The sequence below is a fragment of the Sphingomonas trueperi genome (genome assembly GCF_011927635.1).
Lineage (GTDB): Bacteria > Pseudomonadota > Alphaproteobacteria > Sphingomonadales > Sphingomonadaceae > Sphingomonas > Sphingomonas trueperi.
The window spans coordinates 99058-117540 of sequence record NZ_JAATJB010000011.1 but is presented as its reverse complement, the minus strand read 5'-3'; the positions used below and the strand labels follow the sequence as shown (position 1 = coordinate 117540).

21 protein-coding genes and 1 pseudogene are annotated in these 18483 nt (G+C 65.9%); 1 reads left to right on the top strand and 21 read right to left on the bottom strand.

Features of this window, described 5'->3' with window-relative positions; translation table 11 throughout:
- Positions 1–44 precede the first annotated feature (44 nt).
- From GGR89_RS16165 to GGR89_RS16100, 14 genes are all read right to left on the bottom strand, one after another.
- Positions 45–449, bottom strand: coding sequence for a hypothetical protein (locus tag GGR89_RS16165; protein WP_042469264.1), 405 nt, complete (start codon positions 447–449; stop codon positions 45–47).
- On the bottom strand, positions 442–1266 hold the full coding sequence (locus GGR89_RS16160; protein ID WP_042469266.1) for a Mom family adenine methylcarbamoylation protein: 825 nt from the start codon (positions 1264–1266) through the stop codon (positions 442–444). The genes GGR89_RS16165 and GGR89_RS16160 overlap by 8 nt, the downstream gene beginning before the upstream one ends.
- Positions 1267–1283: 17 nt before the next feature.
- Entirely contained in the window at positions 1284–1607 is a 324-nt protein-coding gene (locus GGR89_RS16155; RefSeq protein WP_042469267.1) for a hypothetical protein, read from the bottom strand.
- Positions 1604–2764: a phosphoadenosine phosphosulfate reductase domain-containing protein gene (locus tag GGR89_RS16150; RefSeq protein WP_042469268.1), complete on the bottom strand. Its 1161-nt coding sequence runs from the start codon at positions 2762–2764 to the stop codon at positions 1604–1606. Before GGR89_RS16150 ends, GGR89_RS16155 begins: the two co-directional genes overlap by 4 nt.
- 41 nt (positions 2765–2805) lie before the next feature.
- A complete protein-coding gene (locus GGR89_RS16145; RefSeq protein ID WP_042469269.1) occupies positions 2806–3450 on the bottom strand; it encodes a hypothetical protein in 645 nt (214 codons plus the stop codon).
- A 69-nt stretch (positions 3451–3519) separates the two neighbouring features.
- The gene (locus tag GGR89_RS16140; protein WP_042469270.1) at positions 3520–3783 is read right to left on the bottom strand and encodes a hypothetical protein; all 264 of its coding nucleotides are present in this window, start codon (positions 3781–3783) and stop codon (positions 3520–3522) included.
- Positions 3783–4586, bottom strand: a complete 804-nt coding sequence (locus tag GGR89_RS16135; RefSeq protein ID WP_042469272.1) for a PRTRC system ThiF family protein — start codon at positions 4584–4586, stop codon at positions 3783–3785. The genes GGR89_RS16140 and GGR89_RS16135 overlap by 1 nt, the downstream gene beginning before the upstream one ends.
- Positions 4576–5235, bottom strand: a complete 660-nt coding sequence (locus tag GGR89_RS16130) for a PRTRC system protein A (protein WP_042469274.1) — start codon at positions 5233–5235, stop codon at positions 4576–4578. The genes GGR89_RS16135 and GGR89_RS16130 overlap by 11 nt, the downstream gene beginning before the upstream one ends.
- Positions 5232–6059, bottom strand: coding sequence for a PRTRC system protein B (locus GGR89_RS16125; protein ID WP_042469275.1), 828 nt, complete (start codon positions 6057–6059; stop codon positions 5232–5234). The genes GGR89_RS16130 and GGR89_RS16125 overlap by 4 nt, the downstream gene beginning before the upstream one ends.
- A gap of 7 nt (positions 6060–6066) precedes the next feature.
- Entirely contained in the window at positions 6067–7098 is a 1032-nt protein-coding gene (locus GGR89_RS16120; protein ID WP_232253933.1) for a hypothetical protein, read from the bottom strand.
- Between the two features lie 132 nt (positions 7099–7230).
- Complete coding sequence (locus tag GGR89_RS16115) at positions 7231–7437, bottom strand: PRTRC system protein C (RefSeq protein WP_042469276.1); 207 nt, start codon at positions 7435–7437, stop codon at positions 7231–7233.
- Between the two features lie 40 nt (positions 7438–7477).
- A complete protein-coding gene (locus GGR89_RS16110) occupies positions 7478–7909 on the bottom strand; it encodes a PRTRC system protein E (RefSeq protein WP_042469277.1) in 432 nt (143 codons plus the stop codon).
- 36 nt (positions 7910–7945) lie between these two features.
- The gene (locus GGR89_RS16105; RefSeq protein ID WP_172463292.1) at positions 7946–9535 is read right to left on the bottom strand and encodes a PRTRC system ParB family protein; all 1590 of its coding nucleotides are present in this window, start codon (positions 9533–9535) and stop codon (positions 7946–7948) included.
- A gap of 150 nt (positions 9536–9685) precedes the next feature.
- Complete coding sequence (locus GGR89_RS16100; RefSeq protein WP_042469281.1) at positions 9686–10699, bottom strand: deazapurine DNA modification protein DpdA family protein; 1014 nt, start codon at positions 10697–10699, stop codon at positions 9686–9688.
- Between the two features lie 86 nt (positions 10700–10785).
- Here GGR89_RS16100 and GGR89_RS16095 point away from each other — a divergent pair, with 86 nt between their 5' ends.
- Entirely contained in the window at positions 10786–11274 is a 489-nt protein-coding gene (locus GGR89_RS16095) for a hypothetical protein (RefSeq protein ID WP_042469282.1), read from the top strand.
- Between the two features lie 3 nt (positions 11275–11277).
- Here the strand turns inward: GGR89_RS16095 and GGR89_RS16090 are convergent, their stop codons facing one another.
- From GGR89_RS16090 to GGR89_RS16060, 7 genes and pseudogenes are all read right to left on the bottom strand, one after another.
- A complete protein-coding gene (locus GGR89_RS16090) occupies positions 11278–11793 on the bottom strand; it encodes a thermonuclease family protein (RefSeq protein WP_053003299.1) in 516 nt (171 codons plus the stop codon).
- Positions 11793–11993 (bottom strand): hypothetical protein, encoded by a 201-nt coding sequence (locus tag GGR89_RS16085; RefSeq protein WP_042469284.1) that lies wholly within the window; start codon positions 11991–11993, stop codon positions 11793–11795. Before GGR89_RS16085 ends, GGR89_RS16090 begins: the two co-directional genes overlap by 1 nt.
- Before the next feature lie 40 nt (positions 11994–12033).
- Positions 12034–12399: a DUF6927 domain-containing protein gene (locus tag GGR89_RS16080; protein ID WP_407695341.1), complete on the bottom strand. Its 366-nt coding sequence runs from the start codon at positions 12397–12399 to the stop codon at positions 12034–12036.
- Positions 12396–14318: a reverse transcriptase domain-containing protein gene (locus tag GGR89_RS16075; RefSeq protein WP_024018999.1), complete on the bottom strand. Its 1923-nt coding sequence runs from the start codon at positions 14316–14318 to the stop codon at positions 12396–12398. The genes GGR89_RS16080 and GGR89_RS16075 overlap by 4 nt, the downstream gene beginning before the upstream one ends.
- A 612-nt stretch (positions 14319–14930) precedes the next feature.
- Positions 14931–15197 (bottom strand): annotated as a pseudogene (locus tag GGR89_RS16070) (DUF6927 domain-containing protein); the annotation flags it as partial.
- Between the two features lie 31 nt (positions 15198–15228).
- Positions 15229–16179, bottom strand: a complete 951-nt coding sequence (locus tag GGR89_RS16065; protein ID WP_066521747.1) for an ArdC family protein — start codon at positions 16177–16179, stop codon at positions 15229–15231.
- Positions 16180–16265: 86 nt separating this feature from the next.
- Complete coding sequence (locus GGR89_RS16060; protein ID WP_066521745.1) at positions 16266–18365, bottom strand: ParB/RepB/Spo0J family partition protein; 2100 nt, start codon at positions 18363–18365, stop codon at positions 16266–16268.
- Positions 18366–18483 lie beyond the last annotated feature (118 nt).

Below are 18483 nucleotides of genomic sequence, written 5' to 3'. Positions count from 1 at the left end.
AGGCGGGTGTCTTCGGGCCGCCTCTCGAAAGCGGGTCTCGCCAGTTATCCGGCGGCCGTGTCGTGCTGGGGTGCCGGGACGGTCGGTTCGCCCATCAGGATCACGGCGATCGAGGGCTTGTCGTCGGGTCCGAGCCTGCGGCTGTCGAAGACGTTCCGGCCGCCCAGGCCGATCGTCAGCATGTCGAAGGTCGGTGACGTACCGCCGTTCGCGTTGGCGATGCGTGTCCCGTTGTCGTGATATTGGATGTCGACGAAGCTTGGCGGGGAGCCGCGCTTGTATTCGCCGAAGAAGAACGTGATCCGACGACCGTCGGTGGTTTTGGCGCTGATCGTGAAGTTGCCGTCGGGGATGTCGATCGGAAGCGTCGGCACGTCGTTGAAGCGGGCGAAGCCGATGCTTTCGGCATCGGCCGCGGTTATGACGGGCAGCTGCGTGATGTCAGCCATGGAGGGTCTCCTGATCGGGCCAAATGAGCGGAAGCAGCGCGTTTCGCGGCGGAAGGGCCTTGGGATACGGCAGGCGCGGAAGGGTGCGGCCGCGGCGGCGGGCCTCGCGCGTCAGCTCGAAGCAATAGGCGAACAGCCCAGCCTGCTGATGCGTGACGAGATGGCGCTCGCGCTGGAGCCGCCACAACCAGCTTCGCGGCTCCTCGCCGATACGCGGCCTCGGGACCCCCAGCGAGACGAGCTGATCGATTGCGCCGGCTTGGCCCTGCTCGCCCAGGCGGATCTTGGACAGCGTGCGCCCCGAGATCGTGATGTTGCCGACCCGAAGGACCGATCGCGGCTTCGTGACTGCGCGGTGGGCGGCCGAGAGCGCACAATAGACGCGGCCGATATGCCCCGCCCCTGGATCGCTGTACGACACCACCGCCTCGATCCCAGGCCGTTCCCGGCGCAGGTGGCGAAAGGCCCGCGCGACGAAGAAGCTCTCGCCGTTCTGCGGCACGGCGTCGGTCAGAATGAGGCGCGCGAGAACGCAGCCGCGGCGAGGATCGTCAAACCCGGTGTGGCGCGAGACGACGGCGCTGGTGGTCGGAACGGCGAAAACGGCAACGCCTTCGAGCGCGCCCTTGCGCGCGAACAGCCCCACCGCGAGCTGCGCGGCCGGATAGCGGGGCAGATAATGGTGCTGCGCGATGAAGGCGCGCGCGGCGGCGTGATCGATGACGTCGACGCTGTAGGCGCCGGGATCGATCAGCGTGAGATCGCGCGCCCACAGAGCGCGCCGTTCGCGCCAGCGCTGGCTGCGGTCGGTCTGCATGGGACGTGGTCCGTGGGTCAGAGGAGCGCGGGCCGGCGCGCGTGGCGGGCGATGATCGCGTGTGCGAAGGCGTCCGCACCTGCCTGGCTCGGGCAGGGGAAAAGATCATGGGAGCACAGCAGGCGGAGGCTGTGGTCGAGCTCCATCGCACAGAGCCAGCGGTCGCTGCCATCGATGTCGACGACGGTAAGCGCGAGGCAGCGCGAGCCGCCATAGGGGCTCGGATCCAGTGGATCGCCCGGAAAGCCGGCAAGCATCCAGAAGCGCCAGCCCAGGGGCGGCGGGTCCTCGATGCGGGCGACGATCCGGAAGGAGCCGGCGGCGGCATGGATCGTCGTCACGACGACATCTGCCGCCCGGCCGCGACCCTCAGCTCTGCAAAGCGCGCCTGGACGGCTGATCCTGTCGGATAGCGGTTCTCGAGCCTGTGGCGCGCCAGGATGGGCCGCCGTGCCGCGGCGATATCCTCGGCCTCGGCGAGGGTGGGCATCCGCGGAGGCCAGCCTTTGACGTATCTGAGGCCTGCCGGCATCGAGGCCTCGAGATGCCGGCGCTCGAGCTGGTCGGCCTTGGCGCGTTCAACGTCCGCGCGGAGCCCGCCGCTCAACAGATGCGGTGAGATGTCGGCGAGCCAGCGTGTCGGCTGGAATGGAAAGGTCGATCGCGCCTCGATGCCGACGAGCTCGCGATAAGCCTCGGTGTTCGCCGGGGCTGCGGCAGAAGCCGACAGGTCGTGAAGCGAGGCGAAGATGCAGTAGCGGCACGAGAGGCGCGTTGCGCCCCATATCGAATAGGCCTCGTGCAGGGTGATGCCGAGCGTGCCGTGAGCACGAAATACGTCTTCGCTGTTCCAATACGCGATCGGGTGCCAGAGGGTGATCGCGGTGCCGTGCCGGTTCCCGGCCTTGGCATGGCGAAGATCGGCCTTGGCGATCGGGGTGGCGGCGCGGTTGTGGCTTTCGTCGCGGCGCAGGCCCAGAACGGAGATGATCTGCTGGCCTCGCAGCATTCTGGCGAGCGCCGGACCGATCACGGCCGCCTTCATCTCGGATTGGCAGAAGCGGAGCGATGCCGACGACCAGGGACCAATCAGGTTGTAGGTCTCGAGCGCCTCGTAGCGGCGCTTGCCGCTTTCGAACCGCTGGATCCAGCGGTCGACCAGGTCGCCGGCCGCCCGGCGCACGACTGTCAGCGGCACGTCGGCGCTAGCGGCTATGCGCGCGACGGTATCGGGGGTCGAATCCCATTCGGCGCGGCCAAGATCGGCATGGATCGCCATCCGCCGCGCCCGCGGATGGCCGAGTGAATCGAGTTGAAGGTTGACCGCGAACAGGGCCGCGCTCGAGTCCTTGCCGCCTGAGAGGTTGAAGACGATCCAGGCGCCGGCGCGGATCGCGGCGACAATCTCGGAAGTGATGGCGATGTCCGGCAGGCCGGGGACGGCCGGATAGGACCGAGTGGCCGCTGCCGCGGCTGCGAGCTGGGCGATGGGTGGCATGACGGCTCCGGAAAAGGGCGGCGGCCTGGTAACTGGCGGCGTCAGGCGAAGAGGCGCTCGGACTGCCGGACCGGCGGCGAGAGCGCGAGTTCGCGGCGGAGCCGGTCGGCGAAGCGGTCTGGGGCCAGCAATTCGGCGATCGAGGCAAAGTGGTTGCGCTCGCCGGTATAGTCCTTGCGCCCCCTGCAGCGCCGGAACAGGATTTCGCGGCCGGCCCCCATCGCGCCCAGGCTGAGGTGGACGTACACCTCCTCGCCGTGGAGGGTGATCTCGCCCGAGACAGCCGGACCACCCTTGTTGGAGCGGACCTCGTAGCTATCGGCCTCCAGCCCAAGGGCCTCGGCGAGCCGGCGCATGGCAATGCGCCCCTCGCTGTGAAAGGTGCGTTTGGCAGCCTCGTCGTAGGCGACACCACGACAAGCGAGGGTCCGCAGGACAGGGTGGCGCCGGATCTCGGCGATCTGGTCCAAGCAGTTGCGGCGCAGCGCCATGTCGTCCGGGCGGCGTTCGCAGACAGTCCCGAGGTGGCGGGCGAGAAGGATGACCGCCGCGTCGATCTCGGGGTCCTTGCCCGCGTTGCGGCAGTCGGTGATGGCGGCACCGATCGCGTGGAGGGTGGCTGCCATCGTGGTCAGCGCGCTGGGATCGAGCGCCTGCTGGTGGCGCATCGCGACATCGTAGTGCATGGGGAGGTTCTCCGGGCTAAAGCGCACGTCCGCTCGCCCCTCCCCTTCCCCCTCTTCTTTTCCTGGCGGTCAGCCGCGCCGACGCCCTGGCCCGGGGCCGATCGCGCGCGCGATGTGACCGGCATAGACACCGCAGGCGGCCCAGTATGCGGCAACCGGCGGCTTGCGGCTCTGCCAGCTCCGTTCGGCGCGCAGCCGGGCTTCGCTTTGGATGTCGAGCAGCACGGACAGCAGCGCGAGGCGCGCCTCCGGACTGAGCGCCCGGAGCCGGGCGACCGCCGGCAGGGCAAGAACGGGGTTGCGCACCTCGGCCCTGGAGGATCGAGCGCCCATCACGCGGGTCCGGGCAGCGCGGCCGATACGAGCTGATCCTGCGCCTCCTCGACCGCGGGAAGCGGGATCGGGACGCATTGCCCGCGAACGAGGTTGATGAAGCCACCAGCGTGGCCGATCGACCCGCGCCCGACGAGGTCGAACAGCAGCGCCAGAGCGTGGCTTGCCAGGACGCGGTTGACGAAAAGCGACTGCCGTTCGAGCGCCTCGGCCACCGAGCAGGACGGCGCATCGTCGTCGGGCTCCGTTTCGTCGGCGATCTCGGGGAAATATTCGACGACGGTCGGGAGGCGCCGCCGGTCGTGGGCGGTGGAGCGGCGAGGCGACCCGATCAGGAACTGCCCGTCTCCGGCGCGGTTGCCGAGGTCCATCCAGTAGGCGGGCACGGGCTTCCCATTCGCCAGATCGGCGCCGAGGGCGCGGCGCGCGGAAGCGGTGTCGACGCAGCTGATGAGGATATCCACGTCGGCGATCTTGACCGCTTCGGGAGCGCGGCCATGGACGGCTCGCCAGCAAAGGCCGTGCGCGAGATTGATCCGCTCGACGAGCGTGCGGGCCTTGGAAGCGCCGAGGTCGCATCGGTAGAAGGGTTGCCGGCCGAGATTGGCTTCGCTGACGACGTCGTCATCGACGACGGTGACCTGGAGCGACCGGGTGGAGATCGCGCGTAGCGCTGTCTCGAGCGAAGCCAGTCCCATCAGCATCTGCGCGCCATTTCCGCCGCAGCCGACTAGAAGGACCTTGATCGCGCGATTGTCGAAGCCGGCAGGAAGATAGTGGCGATTGGGGATGTCAGGCTGCATCGTCGTCTCCTGAAAACGGGCTGCGCGGCAGCGGCAGGAACATCCCGCCGGCGCACAATCGCGAAGCGATGGCGGGTCCTTCCGGTTGACCAAGACGGCCGAGCACCAGCGCGATCTTGGTGGAGTGCGCGTCGTCGGCATCGTCCGTCGCGCTGAAGAATGCCGCGCCATGCGCATGACTGTGGATGTCGCAGATGAGATGTTGGTCGGGCGCCAGAATCGGGGACCGATAGGTCACGCGGGACGGAGTGGCATCGTCGATCTGGGGGTAGTGGATCGAGAAGCTTCGCTCATTCTCGTTCCACAGGACGAAGGCGGCAGCTTCGTTGGGCAAGGCCGCTCGGAAGTGATCGAGAATCCGGCCGAGCAGTTCGCGGGGCATTAGCCCGCAGCGTAGTTCCGCCCGGCGCTCGCCGACGCTCCCATAAGGCAGGTAGGCGGGAAACGGCGGCGTGACGGGAATGTCGAGCTCGAGCCATGGCCGTCGCACGATGAGCATGACTCCGTCCCTCCCGACCGCGAGACATTGGCTTGTGCGGGAGGCGCGTACCGCGTCGATCGCGGGGGACCGACCGACCGGCGGAACCGGATAACAGGGCGCCGCTGCGAGAATGGCGGCCGCGGTCGGATCGTCGGCGAGGACGGTCATGACGCCGCGCCTTCAGCGATCAGCCGCTCGAGCGTCATCGGTTCGGCGTTGGCCTTTCTCGATGGAGGTCGCTGGCTCGTGCCGGTGAACGGCCGGAGGCGCCTCACCGGGAAGCGCGTCGCCTGGCGCGCCGCAAGGTCGTCCCAGAGCTTCAGCAGGCCACCCTTGCCGGTGACGGTCAGCTCCTGCCCGGGATTGGGGTGCGTCGACCAGGAATCGAACAGCGCCCGCTCGAAGTCGGGGATGGCCGCGACGTCCAGCGTGCGCGGCCTCGGGATGTTCCCCCAGCAGAGAGAGCCATCGACGAAGACGTTGAGGACCGGCGAGTGGAGCACCCGCGTGGTCGCCGAGGGGCGCTCATTTTCGGCGAGTGCATAGACCCCGAGCCGGCGCGGCGTCGCCACGAACAGCTGGGCGGGATACGGAACGGGCCGGATCGTCCGTTGCGCGAGAACGCGCAGGCCGGCCGGCGGTGTGGACAGATCGAAATAAGCCGGGCGGACCTGCTCGGGCGTCCACCAGGCGAGCATGTCGCGATGGGCAACCAGCACATTGTGGGGAAGGATCTGAGGCGGCGCTGCGCGCCCGAGCGCCTCGGTCCATTGGCGAAGGTGGGCGCGGGTCAGCGGCGTGCCGGCGGCGATCGTCGGCCCGCCTTCGCCGCCATGCTCGACATGATGGATGCTGGCGAAGGCATGTCCATCCTGCCTGGGGGCGCGGTGGGGATCGAGTCCGCGGGGGGTCTCGGTGCGGTACAGGAGGATGGCGTTGGTGAGCACCATGCCTCCGGCGGTGGCTTCGAAATGGGCGCTATGGTCCGGCATGGGGGCCTCACAATTTGTCGGGATCGAGCTGGATCAGCTGCTGCGCAGCGAGCAGGAAGTGAGCGCCGGTCCGCAGCGACGCGAACCATCGCTCGACGTGCGCGGCCTCGGAGAGCGGACAGATCCCCGCGACATCCATGAAGCCGTATTCCATGCCGTGGCGTCCGACATCGTCCACCTCGGCCGCGAAGAACTCGACCGGCACGAGCGTCAACGGGGGCAGCGTCGAACATTCCTCAAGGCCGGGAACATATTCGTAGAGAATTTGCCCGTCGAAGTGCCAGGCGTTGCAATCTCCCGGCAGGAGCCGAAGCGCGTCGTGAGCGCTGCGGAGTTCGCGTAGTGCCTTGCGAAGGTCGAGAGGCAGCTTCGCCAGCGGCGCTGCATTCGCCGCGATCATCCATGCGGGCTTCTTGGCCTCCATGGTCGACGGCAGGGCGACTTCGTCGAGGTCGCCGGGATCTGCGCCGTGATAGTTGATGAGGCACTGGCGGGCGGCGTCATCGTCGGTCTCGCCGTCCCAATAGTAATTGGATATTTCGTCGAAGAGATCCTGGTAGCCGAAGATCGGCAGGGCAGCCCCCAGGGTCTGCTCGAGCGCCACGTAGGCAGCCGCGCGCCAGGCGATCGGCGCCTCGCTGGTCTCGATCCATCCGAGATCCAGTTGGCCGATGCTCTCGCAGATGATCACGATCGCCGGCGCTCCCTCGGACTCGCCGTTGAGCACGACCACGCGAAGCTCGGCGAGATCGATCGGACGCAGCGCCTCGCCAGCGGCAGAGATGAAAACATGCTCGATGCGCCGTCGCGCCTCGCAGCGGGAATATCGTCTCGTCGCCTTCTCGCGCGACGCCACCCAACGCCCGATCAGCTTATGGTGTCGTGCAAGAGGCTGGTCGAAGGTTCGTGGTATGTCCGGCGAGATCTCAACCGATCGGCCCGCGAGATCAGCCGAGCGGCGGAAGTCGGAGGCTTGCTGGTGGCTGAAGGGGCTCGGGGGAGTGGCTTCGGTGAGTGGGCTCGAGCGCGAGCTGCGCATGGAGGGCCCGGGCCTGGATGCTGCAGGAAGGCTGGGAGATGCCGGTTGCGTTGCCATCATCGAACTCGATCCATTCGAGAAGCGTCTTGCGCGGTGCGGCGGGGATGGCTCCGCCGTGGCGGCGGGGCACGATCAACCCTTGGTGCCGACGGCGCGGCGGTACTCGGTGACGTGGACGCCGCCGGTCACGCCAACGTCGACCGTCTCGGCGTTGAGGATCGCCGGGTAGAGCGTTGCGTGATAGGCTCGCAGAGCCTGCGGGTCGTGGGCGAGATGCGGCGGAACCGGGAGATCGATGCCGTCATATCGATAGGCGCGGTCAAGCTGGTTGATCTGCATTGGGGCGTACTCCTTGGCGTTGGACAGGGGCTCGAGGTGCTCACCAGAGGCTGGCGGGTTCGTCCGACTTGGCATCGGCCGGAGGCGAGCCCGGAGGCGGCGTGGCCGGCGAGCTGCTCGTCGGGGACGGTCGCGGCGCCGTGGAGGCGGCTTTCGCCTTGGCCGCTTCCGCCGATGCCGCGCGTGCGGCCTCGGCCGCCTCGCGCTGCTCGGAAATCTGCTCGGCGAGCGTTTTGCGCGAAGCGATGAGCTGGCCGAGCGCGCCGTCTGCCCCCTTGGCGAGTTCGATGTCGATCTCCGCTGCCGTCGCCGTGATCGAGATCGGCCGCAGCTCTCCCGTCTCGAGGCGCTGGGCTTTGCCCTCCGTTGCGCGAGGGATGACGGTCAACGTAACGGTCTCGCCCGGACCCGCGACGAGGTCGAATCCAAGCGAGTAGCGGCCGAGCAACGGCAAGAGACTTGCGATCAGCATGATTGTCAGTCCTTATTTCGGAGGGAGTGAGGGCCGTCAGGCCGCGATCGCGGAAACACCGCGGTCGGTTTCGGCGCGAAGAGGAGCCGGAGGAGGCCCGTATTTGCCGTCGAGGGTCATGCCGCTCGGCAGGCGGCCGGTCCAATCGAAGCCGACCGCGTTGAGCATCCCGGCGACGAGGTCGGCCTTCTTGGAAGCGAGCAGCTTCGCGAACGCCTTCTCGCCCAAGTGCGCGATGAGGCCGCACTCCTGAGCGATGAATTTGAGCTCGTCCTTTGTGTACCGCTCCAGGAAGGATCGATCGACACGCCAGCCGTGCCGGATGTCGATTGCGAACGCCCGGGCAAGGTCGGCGACATGCGCGAACGACTGCACGTCGCGCGCATAGGCCGCTGCGATCGCGGCAAGGGCGGTCGCTGCCTGCGCGTCCGAAAGCGCGCGGATCCCCTCGATCTTCTCTCCGAAGCTCAGGTCGGGAAACGAAGGGCTGACCAGCAGCCCGGCGCGGGACGTCAAGGTGGCCGGCTTGATCTGCGCGAGCGTACCCGTCAGGCCGGCGACGAGGATCGCAGCATGCGCATGGGAGGGATTATCGGCGAGGCCCCGGGCAAGCGCCGTTCGCCAGGTCGCCTCCCGAAGGTCGGCGGTGCGGCCGGCGATCGATTTGACGGAGACGGTCGCACCGTCAGCCCGGGCGGCCGGCTTGACGATCGCGCCGGACGACGACCGATTGGCTGCGACCGCGGTCGCTCGAACCCCTGGACGCGAGGCTGCACCGTCGCCATCGTCGTCGGTATTTGCCAGCTCGTCCGCGTCGGGAGCAGCTTCCCCTTCGCCACCGTCAGCTTGCCGATCGGCGGCCTCGGCCTGTGCCGCAGCCGCAGCGCGCTCCTGGGCCTCGATCTGCGCCCTCTCGACTGCTTCGGTCTTGAGCTGGAAGCAACCGGGATTGGTGCAATGGCCTTCATCGACATGGGTTTCGAAGAGGGCTCGTTGCGTTCCGGAGTTGAACGGGCAGGCCATGCATTCGGTCTTGTCGAAGCAGGCGTTGGCTAGATCCTGCGTGACGCGCATCAAGAGATCGCGCGTCTTGCCGACGTCGAGACCGGAAGCGGTGATCGTGTCGAGAGCCTTGTCCTGCTTGTCCGCCGGAATGGCAGCGAGCAGCTCGGCATGGCCGACCTTGATGCGGCGCTCATCGAGCGCGAGTTTCACGGCGTCGGAGAGATTCGCGAGGGCGAGGCGGCGGTCGAATTTGGCCTGGGACCAGCCGAGCCGCCGCGCCGCCTCGGCGCGATCATTCTGGCAGGCGGCGAGAACCCGAACGGCGGCGTCCGCCTGCTCCGTCTCCGACGCATCGTCGCGATTGTCGTTCTCGTCGATCGCCGCTTCCAGCGCTTCCTGGTCGGTCATCTCGCGGATGACGACGGGCACCTCCCCTTCTGGACCGAAAGCCTCGAGGGCGGCCCGATACCTGCGGCCTCCCGCGACAACGACGTAGGTGTCGTCGACGTCGGCTGCCGGGCGGAGAAGCATCGGCTGAAGCATGCCGCGCAGCCGGAACGACGCGACCAGGTCCTCGTGCTTCTTTCGGTCGAAATAGCGACGTGGATTGTATCCAAGCATGATCTTGGAGAGCGACAGCGTCGTGGCTGCATTCGGATGCGATGGGGTCAAGGCGGGTCTCCTTCGGGATTGGCGTCGCGCCTCCTTCGCGGGTGCGCGCCTTCTTTCCGTCGAGCCTGATGCTCAACCCTGCCCTTCCCCCTCCCCTCTTCATTGCTCGGCGGCTTGCCTTCGGTGGATGTCAGCGGCCCATTGCTCGACCCAGGCTGCGGTAATCTCGTCATGGTCGAGATCGCCGGACTCGATGAGGTCACGGATTTCCGAACGGGCTCGCGCAATCGCCGCTTCCCAAGGATCGGACGGAGGGTTCTCCCGCTCGGCGTGGAGCTGCTGGGGCAGCCGCTGTGGCGGCAAGCTCAGCCTGCGCTGCTGGCCCGCCACCCAACGCTCCAGGTGATCGGCGACGAACTCGTCCGTCTTGGGGGTGCGGGCAGTGTGGGCCGCCCGTCGCGCGCTGATCCCATAGGCCTGGCTGTCGATCGAAGCGATCCTGTGGCGGAACGGAAGCAAGAATGGCAGCGCTGTCCCCTTCACGCCGAAGGCATGGAGCCGGACACCAATCGGCAGGATCTGGTCGAGGTGATCGACGACAGCGATGAGACCTTCCGGTCCATGGATGTCGCGCCGGCACATGCTTCCGACGCCAATAAGCGCCCCAGGCCGGAGCGAGCCCCAGAGGGCGTCGACGCACCGCTCATAGTCGGTCGGCCGCCGGCCCTGGATCACCGGGATCAAGGTATCGGCGTTGCCTTGGTCCTCGGCGAGCCTGCGGCAATCGCGGTTGGCGCGGATCGTCCGGGCGAGCCGGTCGATGACCTCCTCTCGGTCGGCGGCGATCTCGGCCTCGACGCAATAGTCGGCGCTCGCCCACCATCTGAAGGGATAGGCAGCTGCAAGCGAGACATAGTCCGCCAGCGACCATGGGAAGCCGCCATAGCGGGCCGCTGCGACGAACCCACCGGAATCGAGGCAGAGCGACGCCAGGCCTCGTGCGTTTCGAAGCTGATCGAGCCGCCAGCCCGTCCATTCGCGCCAGCCGCGCCGGTCTGACCAGCGCGACAGACAGTTCGCGGAGATCAGCGTGGGCTGCCGCAGCGTGCAGGCTCGCCTGAGGATCGGACCGGCGCCAAGGTGCGGAAGCCCGACGATGATCTCGATATCCATCGATTGCGCCTTCTGAATGGTGGGGAGACGACGCGGTTGACGGGAACTATTGTTCACGTTACGTTCCCGGTCGCAGGAGATTTGCCATGGCGGCCGCCAGATTCAGAGAACGGTTCGACCTCGACATCACGCTGCGGGACGCGGCGCTGGATGCCGACAACCGACCGACGCGAAGGATGATCGCGAACGCCGCGATCGGCATCGACGTCGAGGACGCCTATTATTCCGTCCGTGAGCTGCGCGAGGCGGTCAGCTGGGTCCATGAAGGCGTGCCCGGTGGCAAGCTGAAGCTGGCAGCGATCCTCGCGAACGATGGTGCTGACGACTTCCAGCGCTGCATCTACTTCTGCCTTGCGGGCCGCGGCGTCGTCGCCATGCTCGACGATCTTGAGTGGCTCGAGGACCTTCTGGAACGAAGGGGCCGCGTCGCGGGAGAGCAGAAGCGGATGAAGACCACGCTGATGCCGCTCATCAATCCCTATGTCGCCGATACGCCTGATGGGCCGATGGTGAAGCTCGATGGCGAATTCGAGCAGGGTCCGTCCTGGTGGGCGGAGACGATGCCGTCGGCCTGATTGTCAGGGGGCCGGTCGTCGCTCGCAGCGAAGACGCTCCCCGTGGCGCCAGCGTGATGGTTCGATCCATGTGCCGGCGAAGGCCCCTGCCCTGCTCGCCTTCGCTTGCGCGAACGCTGCCCGGTACCGGGTAGCGCGACCGGGGTCGTTCTTCAGATACTGGATTTCGGGCACGGCAAGACCGGCGCGGATGAGGCGTTCCCCGAGGTCCTTGCCGGCCATCGTCACCGTCGCGATACGTCGCCCGTAAGAGTTGGCAGCGGTGAGGCGGATCACCGCGGTCCTCGAGCGCAGGGCGTTCGCTGCGAGATCCTGGGCGGCCTTGCCGCAAGGCCAGCATCCGGAAGCGCGCTGGCAGAGCTGTCGGCGCTCGAAGGAATCGACGCCGAGCAATCGGAAGTCGACGGCAACGGTGTCGCCGTCGAGCGCGCGCGCCTGCGCTTCAAACGTCTGTGCGCCGCTCGGCGCGGCCGGACCGAGCATCACCATCGCGAGAAGGGAGGGTGCGAGGAGGCGCATCAGGACACCATCTCGACTTCAACACGCTCGCCGCGGCAGGGCATGGTGCAGACGCGGAAAGGCTGCAGCGGATTGCCGGTTCGCACGATGCTGACGCGGCCGGGCTGCAGGTCAAAAAGGCGCGTAGCGACGCGCTGGGCATTCTCGCGACTGCACAGGAGCAGACGCTTCGGCGAAAGGCCGGGGTCGGGAGCAAACATGGGGGTTCCTCTTCGGAAGACATGATACCGGCTCACCGGCTCAGGCAAAGATCGTCTTGTGGACCTTGGTGGTCGGCACAATTTGCCACTGCCGATCCATGAAGCGGCTGATTCGGTAACGACACCCGGTCTCAGGATTCCGGAAGCACAGCTTGCGGCCGCGCTTCTCGACAACAAACTCCTGGCCGACGTGACCATCGTTGAAGGTGAGCGGCGTCTCCAGCCTGATCCGATCGCCATCCTCGAGCTTGCGGGCCCGCCGCTTCAGATTCTCGGCGCAGCGCCGTCGCCAGTCGATGGCATGCTCCCGGTCGGTGGGGGTGAGAAGATCGAGTATGTGCCGCGGGCAGTGGTCCTCGCATGGTCCCATTGCTTCGGTCAGTCGGGTAGGATTGGTGCTGCTCATGGAGTCAGCCCTGATCCCCCCGCCGAACCGCACGTGCAGCTTTCACCGCATGCGGCTCTCCACTGTGACGAACCATCACTTTGCCGTAGATCGGGCAGGCGGCCTCTGTGAGTATCCCAGTGGCATTGCTCGCACAGGACCACCGTCCTGCGGGCGCGTGCCACCTTCATTCTCACGACAAAACCGCGGTGCGAAACATCGGCCATCCCCCGGATATGGTGCACCTGACACGGAACATCGGATCGACCGCAAGCCTCGCATTGCTTGGCATTCTGACGATCAACCCAGTCCGTACGTGAGTGGGTGAACACCTGCGTCCAAGGCTGGATATCAATCCTGGACGAGGTGGCCGGATCACGTTTCAGATGAGCCAGTTTCCAGACTTTGACCGATCGGGGCTGGCCATCGACGTCGTAGCCGATGGTGAATTCCTGCCCCGTCCTCATGCGGGCCACGACCGCTCGCACATTGGTTTTGTGCTTGCTGGCCAAGGTCTTGAACAAGCTCCACCGCTGGAGAAACTCAAGCCTGTTCAGCTTGAAGCTCACATCCTTGGCGAGAGCATAGTAGTTCGCAAAACCCCGCAATTCGGCGTTGTAAGCTAGGACGATCTCAACGTCGCTGCAGCTGAGCAGCAGGCTACGATGACGCGGCTTCAACACCGACAGATCACCATAACCTTTTGCAGAAGCGAACGCGTGGACCTTCTCCCAAGGGACATGCAGCTGCATCACTTCCGACGGCGGCCTACGAAGGAAGCTGACGGAACCTTGTCGGCTCCGGACAACCCGTTGGCGTGTCGTATATGTGCGGACCTCATATCCAAGGAAGGCGGCTCCATCGCTCGCCTTGCGGATACCGCTTTTCTCCTCGGACACCGTGAGCGCCAGCGCCTCGGTCAGGAATGCCCTGACTTCGGCGAACACGCTTCGTGCATCCTCCTTGCTACCGATAACCCCAATCATGAAGTCGTCCGCGTAGCGACAGTAACGAAGTCGGCGATAACCGGGGTCCATCGCGTCTCTCGACGGGATGGACCGCTTTTGCGGCAGTAAGGTTTGGATTTTGGCCAAGGAGGCCGCAACCTTCACCTCGTCGACATTGTCTTTGGCCCGCAGCATGGTGACGCGCTTCCGTTGTTTCTGGATGCGCCCAGCCAGTCGCCCATATTCCGGGTTCGTGGCACGGACCTTCCCCCTCTCGAAAGCCGCGATCCGTTCCGCCATGAACATATCGAGTTCATGGAGGTAGATGTTGGCCAAGATTGGAGAGACGATACCGCCCTGCGGAGTGCCGCTGTAGGTCCGGGTGTGAACCCGGTCTTCCATAACACCCGCCTTAAGCATGCTGCCGATCAAGCCGATGAATTTCTCGTCATCGATCCTTTTCCGCAACAGCCGCAGGAGGATGTCGTGGTCGATGTTCTCGAAGAACCCCGCGACATCCACATCTACGAGCCATTTCACCCCCGTCCATACGGCTTTGACGTGTTCAAGCGCCGTATGACACGACCGGCCCGGCCGGAATCCATGGGAGGCGTTCGAGAACACCGGTTCATAGATCCGTTCGAGCAGTTGCCGCGCCACTTCCTGAACGAGGCGGTCGTCGCGCGTGGGAATGCCCAGCGGACGCCGTTTGCCCTTGCCTTTCGGGATAAACACCCGACGCACTGGTTTGGGATCATAGGTCCCTGCCGTCACGCTGGCGATAATCGGGTCGAGGTCTTCCGGTCCGAAGTCCGCGAAGGTCTCGCCGTCAATACCCGGCGTCATCGCACCCTTGTTGGATCCGATCTTCTGGAGCCCCTCCTCCCAAAGGAGGCGAGACCCCATCAGACGATAGAGTCCATTCACCCTTTTGCCCGACGCAACGAGCGCCGGAATGGCCTCCAACCGGCCTTTCACAGTTTCTGGCAGCATCAGCACACCCCATGATCGGTGGTTGAAGAATCACAGCTGCCGCCCTTCCCCCGGTCTTCCCCGCTTTCGGCCCGATCGCTCGAGACCTTATACAGTTGCACCGCCGCCTCCGAAGAGGTCGATGTCCCGGGCATTACCCCGGGCATTTGAGTAATATGGCGGCTCCGTACCCATGCAGGCCGGCAGAAGCCGCCTGTTTAGGGCATCCCGTAGTTACGCTGAATGGAGATGCGGCGCGGTTAGGTGTCCCGTTCGTCCACTAAACCCCTCGACGAGAGGCGCACCGGATGGGCTGAGAAACAGGCGGCCAAGACATGAGACCGCTGTCATCATCCGGACCTGGCGTGACAGTCGCTTTCGCCAGTATCGCTATATAGATTGCTGCAGACTGGGATTTAAGCAGTGTAGCCTTCACCATACGCACCTTGCCCTGACCGTCATCGCCTCCATTTGCGACTAAGACGCATCTGGCCTTTTCCGAACATGCTATTGTTCCCCGTCCCTTTCGGGATTTCAGACCTTGTGAGGCCCGAGGTTAGTCCGGCGAGCAGAGGCATTCTCAACTTACCTCATCATCACTGATACTCCATTTCAGCGCCGCAACGGCGCACTGTCTTTGTAGCCGAAATTTTCGCCGGTCTTGCTGTTGGGGCTCCAGAGGACCTTGCAGACGATCGCGAAGATCTCGCCCCCGATGCCATTCGTCAGGACTTGGGCAGCGGCGTAATAGGTGCGGTTCTTGGGGCAGGACGAGGCGAGGATCCTCAGTCCCTTCGTCCCGCCCTCGACATCGCGCGTGTAGGTGAATTGCGCGTCGAGATAGGCCTTGGCAGTCGGATGTCCGCCCATCGAGGCGAACGGCATGGTCAGCCATCCCATGGCTGGTCTCCTTGGCGAAGAGGAAGTGGGGTCAGGCGGCTTCGGCCAGCGGCTCGACGGCCTCGAGGGGCGCGGACTCGGCCGGACTGATCTGGTCGTCCGCAAACCCGCACAGATAATTGAAGGCCTGCTCGGCCTTGGATGCCGCGTGAATGATCGCGGTCTTGTCGGCGCGCAGGATGCCGAGCCAATGGCCCACATAGCTTGCATGATTGTCGTGGAGTTCATTGGGCAGGCCGAGGTGCGCGCAGACGAGGCCACTCCCGATCTCGGCCACGAGTTCCTCGAAACTATAAGCTTGGTCACCGAACCGCTTGCCGAATGTCCGGGCGAGCCGCGCCGTGCCTCCGGACCAATGAACGGTTTCATGGGCTCGGGTCGAGGCATAGTGGTCCATCGACTTGAACGAGCGCTGATGCGGCATCTGGATATAATCGAACGTGGGGTGAAAATAGGCGCGGTCGCCGCCGTGCCGCACCTCGGCAGGAATCGGCTCGAAGAAGGCGTCGATCGCGGATTGGCGCGCCGAAGGATCGACCGGCGTAGGATCTTCGTCAGCCGGATAGAAATAGGCCGGCAGGCCATCGATCTGGTCGGCGTTGAAGACGATGTAGTGGCGTAGGAAGCGGATGCTGCGCTCGGTCTCCGCGCCGGTGACGGGGTCGGACTCCGTTTTCTTGAAGCTCGAATAATAGACCGAGAGCGAGCCTTGCTCGCCCCGGCGGACGTTGGCGCCCAGCGCCTCGGCCTGGCGGTATGTCATCCAGTAGCGCGACCGATAGCCGCGCACATCGGCAATTGCCCAAAGGTAGAGGACATTGATCCCCGTATAGGGCGTGCCGCAATGCCGAAGCGGTCGCCCGCCGGCGCCGGTGACCCGCCAGGGGCGGCTCCAGGGTGCGACGCCCTCTTCGAGCTTGCGGATGATGAGGTCGGTGATCTCGGCCGCGGCGTCGCGGCTCGGCTTCTGTTTGCTGCGCATGACCGTTGGTCCCGTGGTTTGGGCAAGGGAAGACCGCCGGCGCGAAGGAGCACCGGCGGTCTGTCGCTCAGGAGATGGAGCGCGCTTCAGGCGTCCGCGGGTTCGAGCGTCTCGTGATCGGCGCTGGGTTCGCCCTCCCCGTCCGAAGGCTCGACCTCATTGGCCTCGCCTTCGCCGTCATCGGCCTCGGTCGGGTCAGCCGGCGCTTCGGTGGCGGCGTCGAGGAAGCGCATCGCGTTAGGCACCCAGGCGAGTGCCGCCTCCTTGACCTCCGGCTCGACGATCGCCTCGCCCGCAAAGAGCTTCTGGCAGCTTTCCGATATTTCGGTCTTCTTGAGCGAGGTATGACGGACGGTCAGCGCCGGCCCGCCGATTTCGGTGAGCAGCGTGAGGATGCTGCCCTTGTTCACGCGGTCGAAGAAGTTCTCCGAGGTCGGCCGCCACCAGCTCGCGACGTCGATCTCGAGGATCGATGCAAGCCGATTGTGAAGCTTGATCTGCTCGTTCGACCAACCCGGCTTCGCCTCGAGCGACATCGCGACGATGTAGGCGAGCCAGTTGGCCTTGGTGTCGTCGTCGAGCGCGCGAAAGGCCTCGAACCGCGCAACCTCGCACTCGTGCTCCGTCCAGGCGGCGTCGAGACCGTCCTTCGCCTCGGCCAGATAATCGCGCGCGCGCGAGCCCGGAATGTCGCCAGAGGCGGGATCCTGCGGCGCGCTGGCCCGGATGGTCGTGCCGTACTTCACGGAGCTGAGGTAGCGGGACGCCGAGTTGGTCCGGGCGTCGACCATGACGAACAGCGCATAGTCGAGCGCGAGCGCCGGCTGCGCCAGGATGCAGGACGCCAGAATGTCGCGCCGCTGGACCGCCAGTTCGTCGTAGAGCCGGGCGCTGAGCGGCTTGCCGCCGGGCGCCACGGCCTCGGGCCGGTACTTCGGCTCGGACGAGGCATTGCCGCCGATGCGGGCGCCACCGCGCGTCGACTCTCCGTCCTCGCCGTCGTCGTGGTCCTCGTCGCCGGGCTCGTCGATGACGAGCTCCTGCTCGCTGTAATATTGGCTGTCGAGCCGCATCTCGCCCTGCGGGGTGAGGAGAAGGAAGGCGCCGACATGAGCCTTCATTTCCTCCGGCAGGACCGGCGCGCGGTTCTCGATGGCCTCGGCCTCGGCGATCAGACGATCGTCCTCCTGGTCGAGCAGCTTAAACGCCTCGTCGTCGAGCTCCTCGTCCTGCATCTCGGCCTCGATGACGGACCGGCGCTCCTCGATCTCCGCGAGGCGCGCGGCTTGTTCGTCGGTGAGCGGAGGCTGCTGCAGGATCGCGCGATAGAGTCCGTGCGCCGCGTTGTGCGCGTAGTTGCTCGCGATCGGGCGGATCCAGGCAAGACCGGTCTCTTGGCCGATGCGTGCGGCCTCGGCTTCCATGATCTCGCCGGCGAGGCGGTGAGCGATTTCGGGATCGACCCAGCGGTCATTGCCGTCGGTGAAAAGATCCCCATCGATCTTGCCGCCGGCGTCGCGATACCGCGCCTCGCCGACCAGCACCGCGATCGGGTCGCTCGCCTTCAGCGTCTCGTTGGCGATCACGCGGCGGATGGTGTCGGCCGTGACGTGGCTCGACTGATAGCTGTTCCAAACCAGAAGCTGCTTCTCCTGGTTCTCGGTCGACGCATAGGCCTTGGCGATGTCGAGCGTGATCGCACCCTTGCTGAGCGCCTCGAAGATCGGCTCCGCAAGCGAGGCCAGGCGCAGCCGCCCCTCGACGAAGCGGCGGGTCACGCCAAAGCGTTTGGCGACCGCGTCGATATCGCCCGTGGTGCCGATGAAGTGCTGGAACGCGCGGCATTCCTCGGCCGGCGTCATCTTGAGCTGGTGGAAGTTGGTCGCGGTCGACGTCTCGGACAGCTCGGCATCGTCGCCGGTCAGCACCATGACCGGAACATCGAAATCGGTCTCGGAGATGGTGCCACGCTCGGCGAGGAGGCGCAACGCACGCCAGCGACGGCCGCCGTCGAACACTTCGAAGGTGCCGCGCGGCTTCTTGGCGGGCGTGACGAGAAGGTTCTGCAGCACGCCCTTGGCCTCGATGCTCGCGGCCATGGGTTCGATCTGGAGCTGCTCGTCCGGGGCGGTGCGCACGTTGATCGGAGACAGGCGCAGCTTGTTGAGCTTGATGGTCTGGATCACAGGGGTAACTCCTTCTGGCGTTCGGGTATTTCCGAACACCACCCCAGCTCCCCCTCCCTCTCTCTCAGGCGTGCCTGAGGTCGCTTAGAAGTACGCCGTGCGCGCGTGCCGATCGGAC

What these genes read in the sequence shown, in the direction of transcription:
- GGR89_RS16165 (WP_042469264.1), bottom strand. Translation starts at nt 449, where the DNA reads ATGGCTGACATCACGCAGCTGCCCGTCATAACCGCGGCCGATGCCGAA.
- GGR89_RS16160 (WP_042469266.1), bottom strand. Translation starts at nt 1,266, where the DNA reads ATGCAGACCGACCGCAGCCAGCGCTGGCGCGAACGGCGCGCTCTGTGG.
- GGR89_RS16150 (WP_042469268.1), bottom strand. Translation starts at nt 2,764, where the DNA reads ATGCCACCCATCGCCCAGCTCGCAGCCGCGGCAGCGGCCACTCGGTCC.
- GGR89_RS16145 (WP_042469269.1), bottom strand. Translation starts at nt 3,450, where the DNA reads ATGCACTACGATGTCGCGATGCGCCACCAGCAGGCGCTCGATCCCAGC.
- GGR89_RS16140 (WP_042469270.1), bottom strand. Translation starts at nt 3,783, where the DNA reads ATGGGCGCTCGATCCTCCAGGGCCGAGGTGCGCAACCCCGTTCTTGCC.
- GGR89_RS16135 (WP_042469272.1), bottom strand. Translation starts at nt 4,586, where the DNA reads ATGCAGCCTGACATCCCCAATCGCCACTATCTTCCTGCCGGCTTCGAC.
- GGR89_RS16130 (WP_042469274.1), bottom strand. Translation starts at nt 5,235, where the DNA reads ATGACCGTCCTCGCCGACGATCCGACCGCGGCCGCCATTCTCGCAGCG.
- GGR89_RS16125 (WP_042469275.1), bottom strand. Translation starts at nt 6,059, where the DNA reads ATGCCGGACCATAGCGCCCATTTCGAAGCCACCGCCGGAGGCATGGTG.
- GGR89_RS16120 (WP_232253933.1), bottom strand. Translation starts at nt 7,098, where the DNA reads ATGCGCAGCTCGCGCTCGAGCCCACTCACCGAAGCCACTCCCCCGAGC.
- GGR89_RS16115 (WP_042469276.1), bottom strand. Translation starts at nt 7,437, where the DNA reads ATGCAGATCAACCAGCTTGACCGCGCCTATCGATATGACGGCATCGAT.
- GGR89_RS16110 (WP_042469277.1), bottom strand. Translation starts at nt 7,909, where the DNA reads ATGCTGATCGCAAGTCTCTTGCCGTTGCTCGGCCGCTACTCGCTTGGA.
- GGR89_RS16105 (WP_172463292.1), bottom strand. Translation starts at nt 9,535, where the DNA reads ATGCTTGGATACAATCCACGTCGCTATTTCGACCGAAAGAAGCACGAG.
- GGR89_RS16100 (WP_042469281.1), bottom strand. Translation starts at nt 10,699, where the DNA reads ATGGATATCGAGATCATCGTCGGGCTTCCGCACCTTGGCGCCGGTCCG.
- GGR89_RS16095 (WP_042469282.1), top strand. Translation starts at nt 10,786, where the DNA reads ATGGCGGCCGCCAGATTCAGAGAACGGTTCGACCTCGACATCACGCTG.
- GGR89_RS16090 (WP_053003299.1), bottom strand. Translation starts at nt 11,793, where the DNA reads ATGCGCCTCCTCGCACCCTCCCTTCTCGCGATGGTGATGCTCGGTCCG.
- GGR89_RS16085 (WP_042469284.1), bottom strand. Translation starts at nt 11,993, where the DNA reads ATGTTTGCTCCCGACCCCGGCCTTTCGCCGAAGCGTCTGCTCCTGTGC.
- GGR89_RS16080 (WP_407695341.1), bottom strand. Translation starts at nt 12,399, where the DNA reads ATGAGCAGCACCAATCCTACCCGACTGACCGAAGCAATGGGACCATGC.
- GGR89_RS16075 (WP_024018999.1), bottom strand. Translation starts at nt 14,318, where the DNA reads ATGCTGCCAGAAACTGTGAAAGGCCGGTTGGAGGCCATTCCGGCGCTC.
- GGR89_RS16065 (WP_066521747.1), bottom strand. Translation starts at nt 16,179, where the DNA reads ATGCGCAGCAAACAGAAGCCGAGCCGCGACGCCGCGGCCGAGATCACC.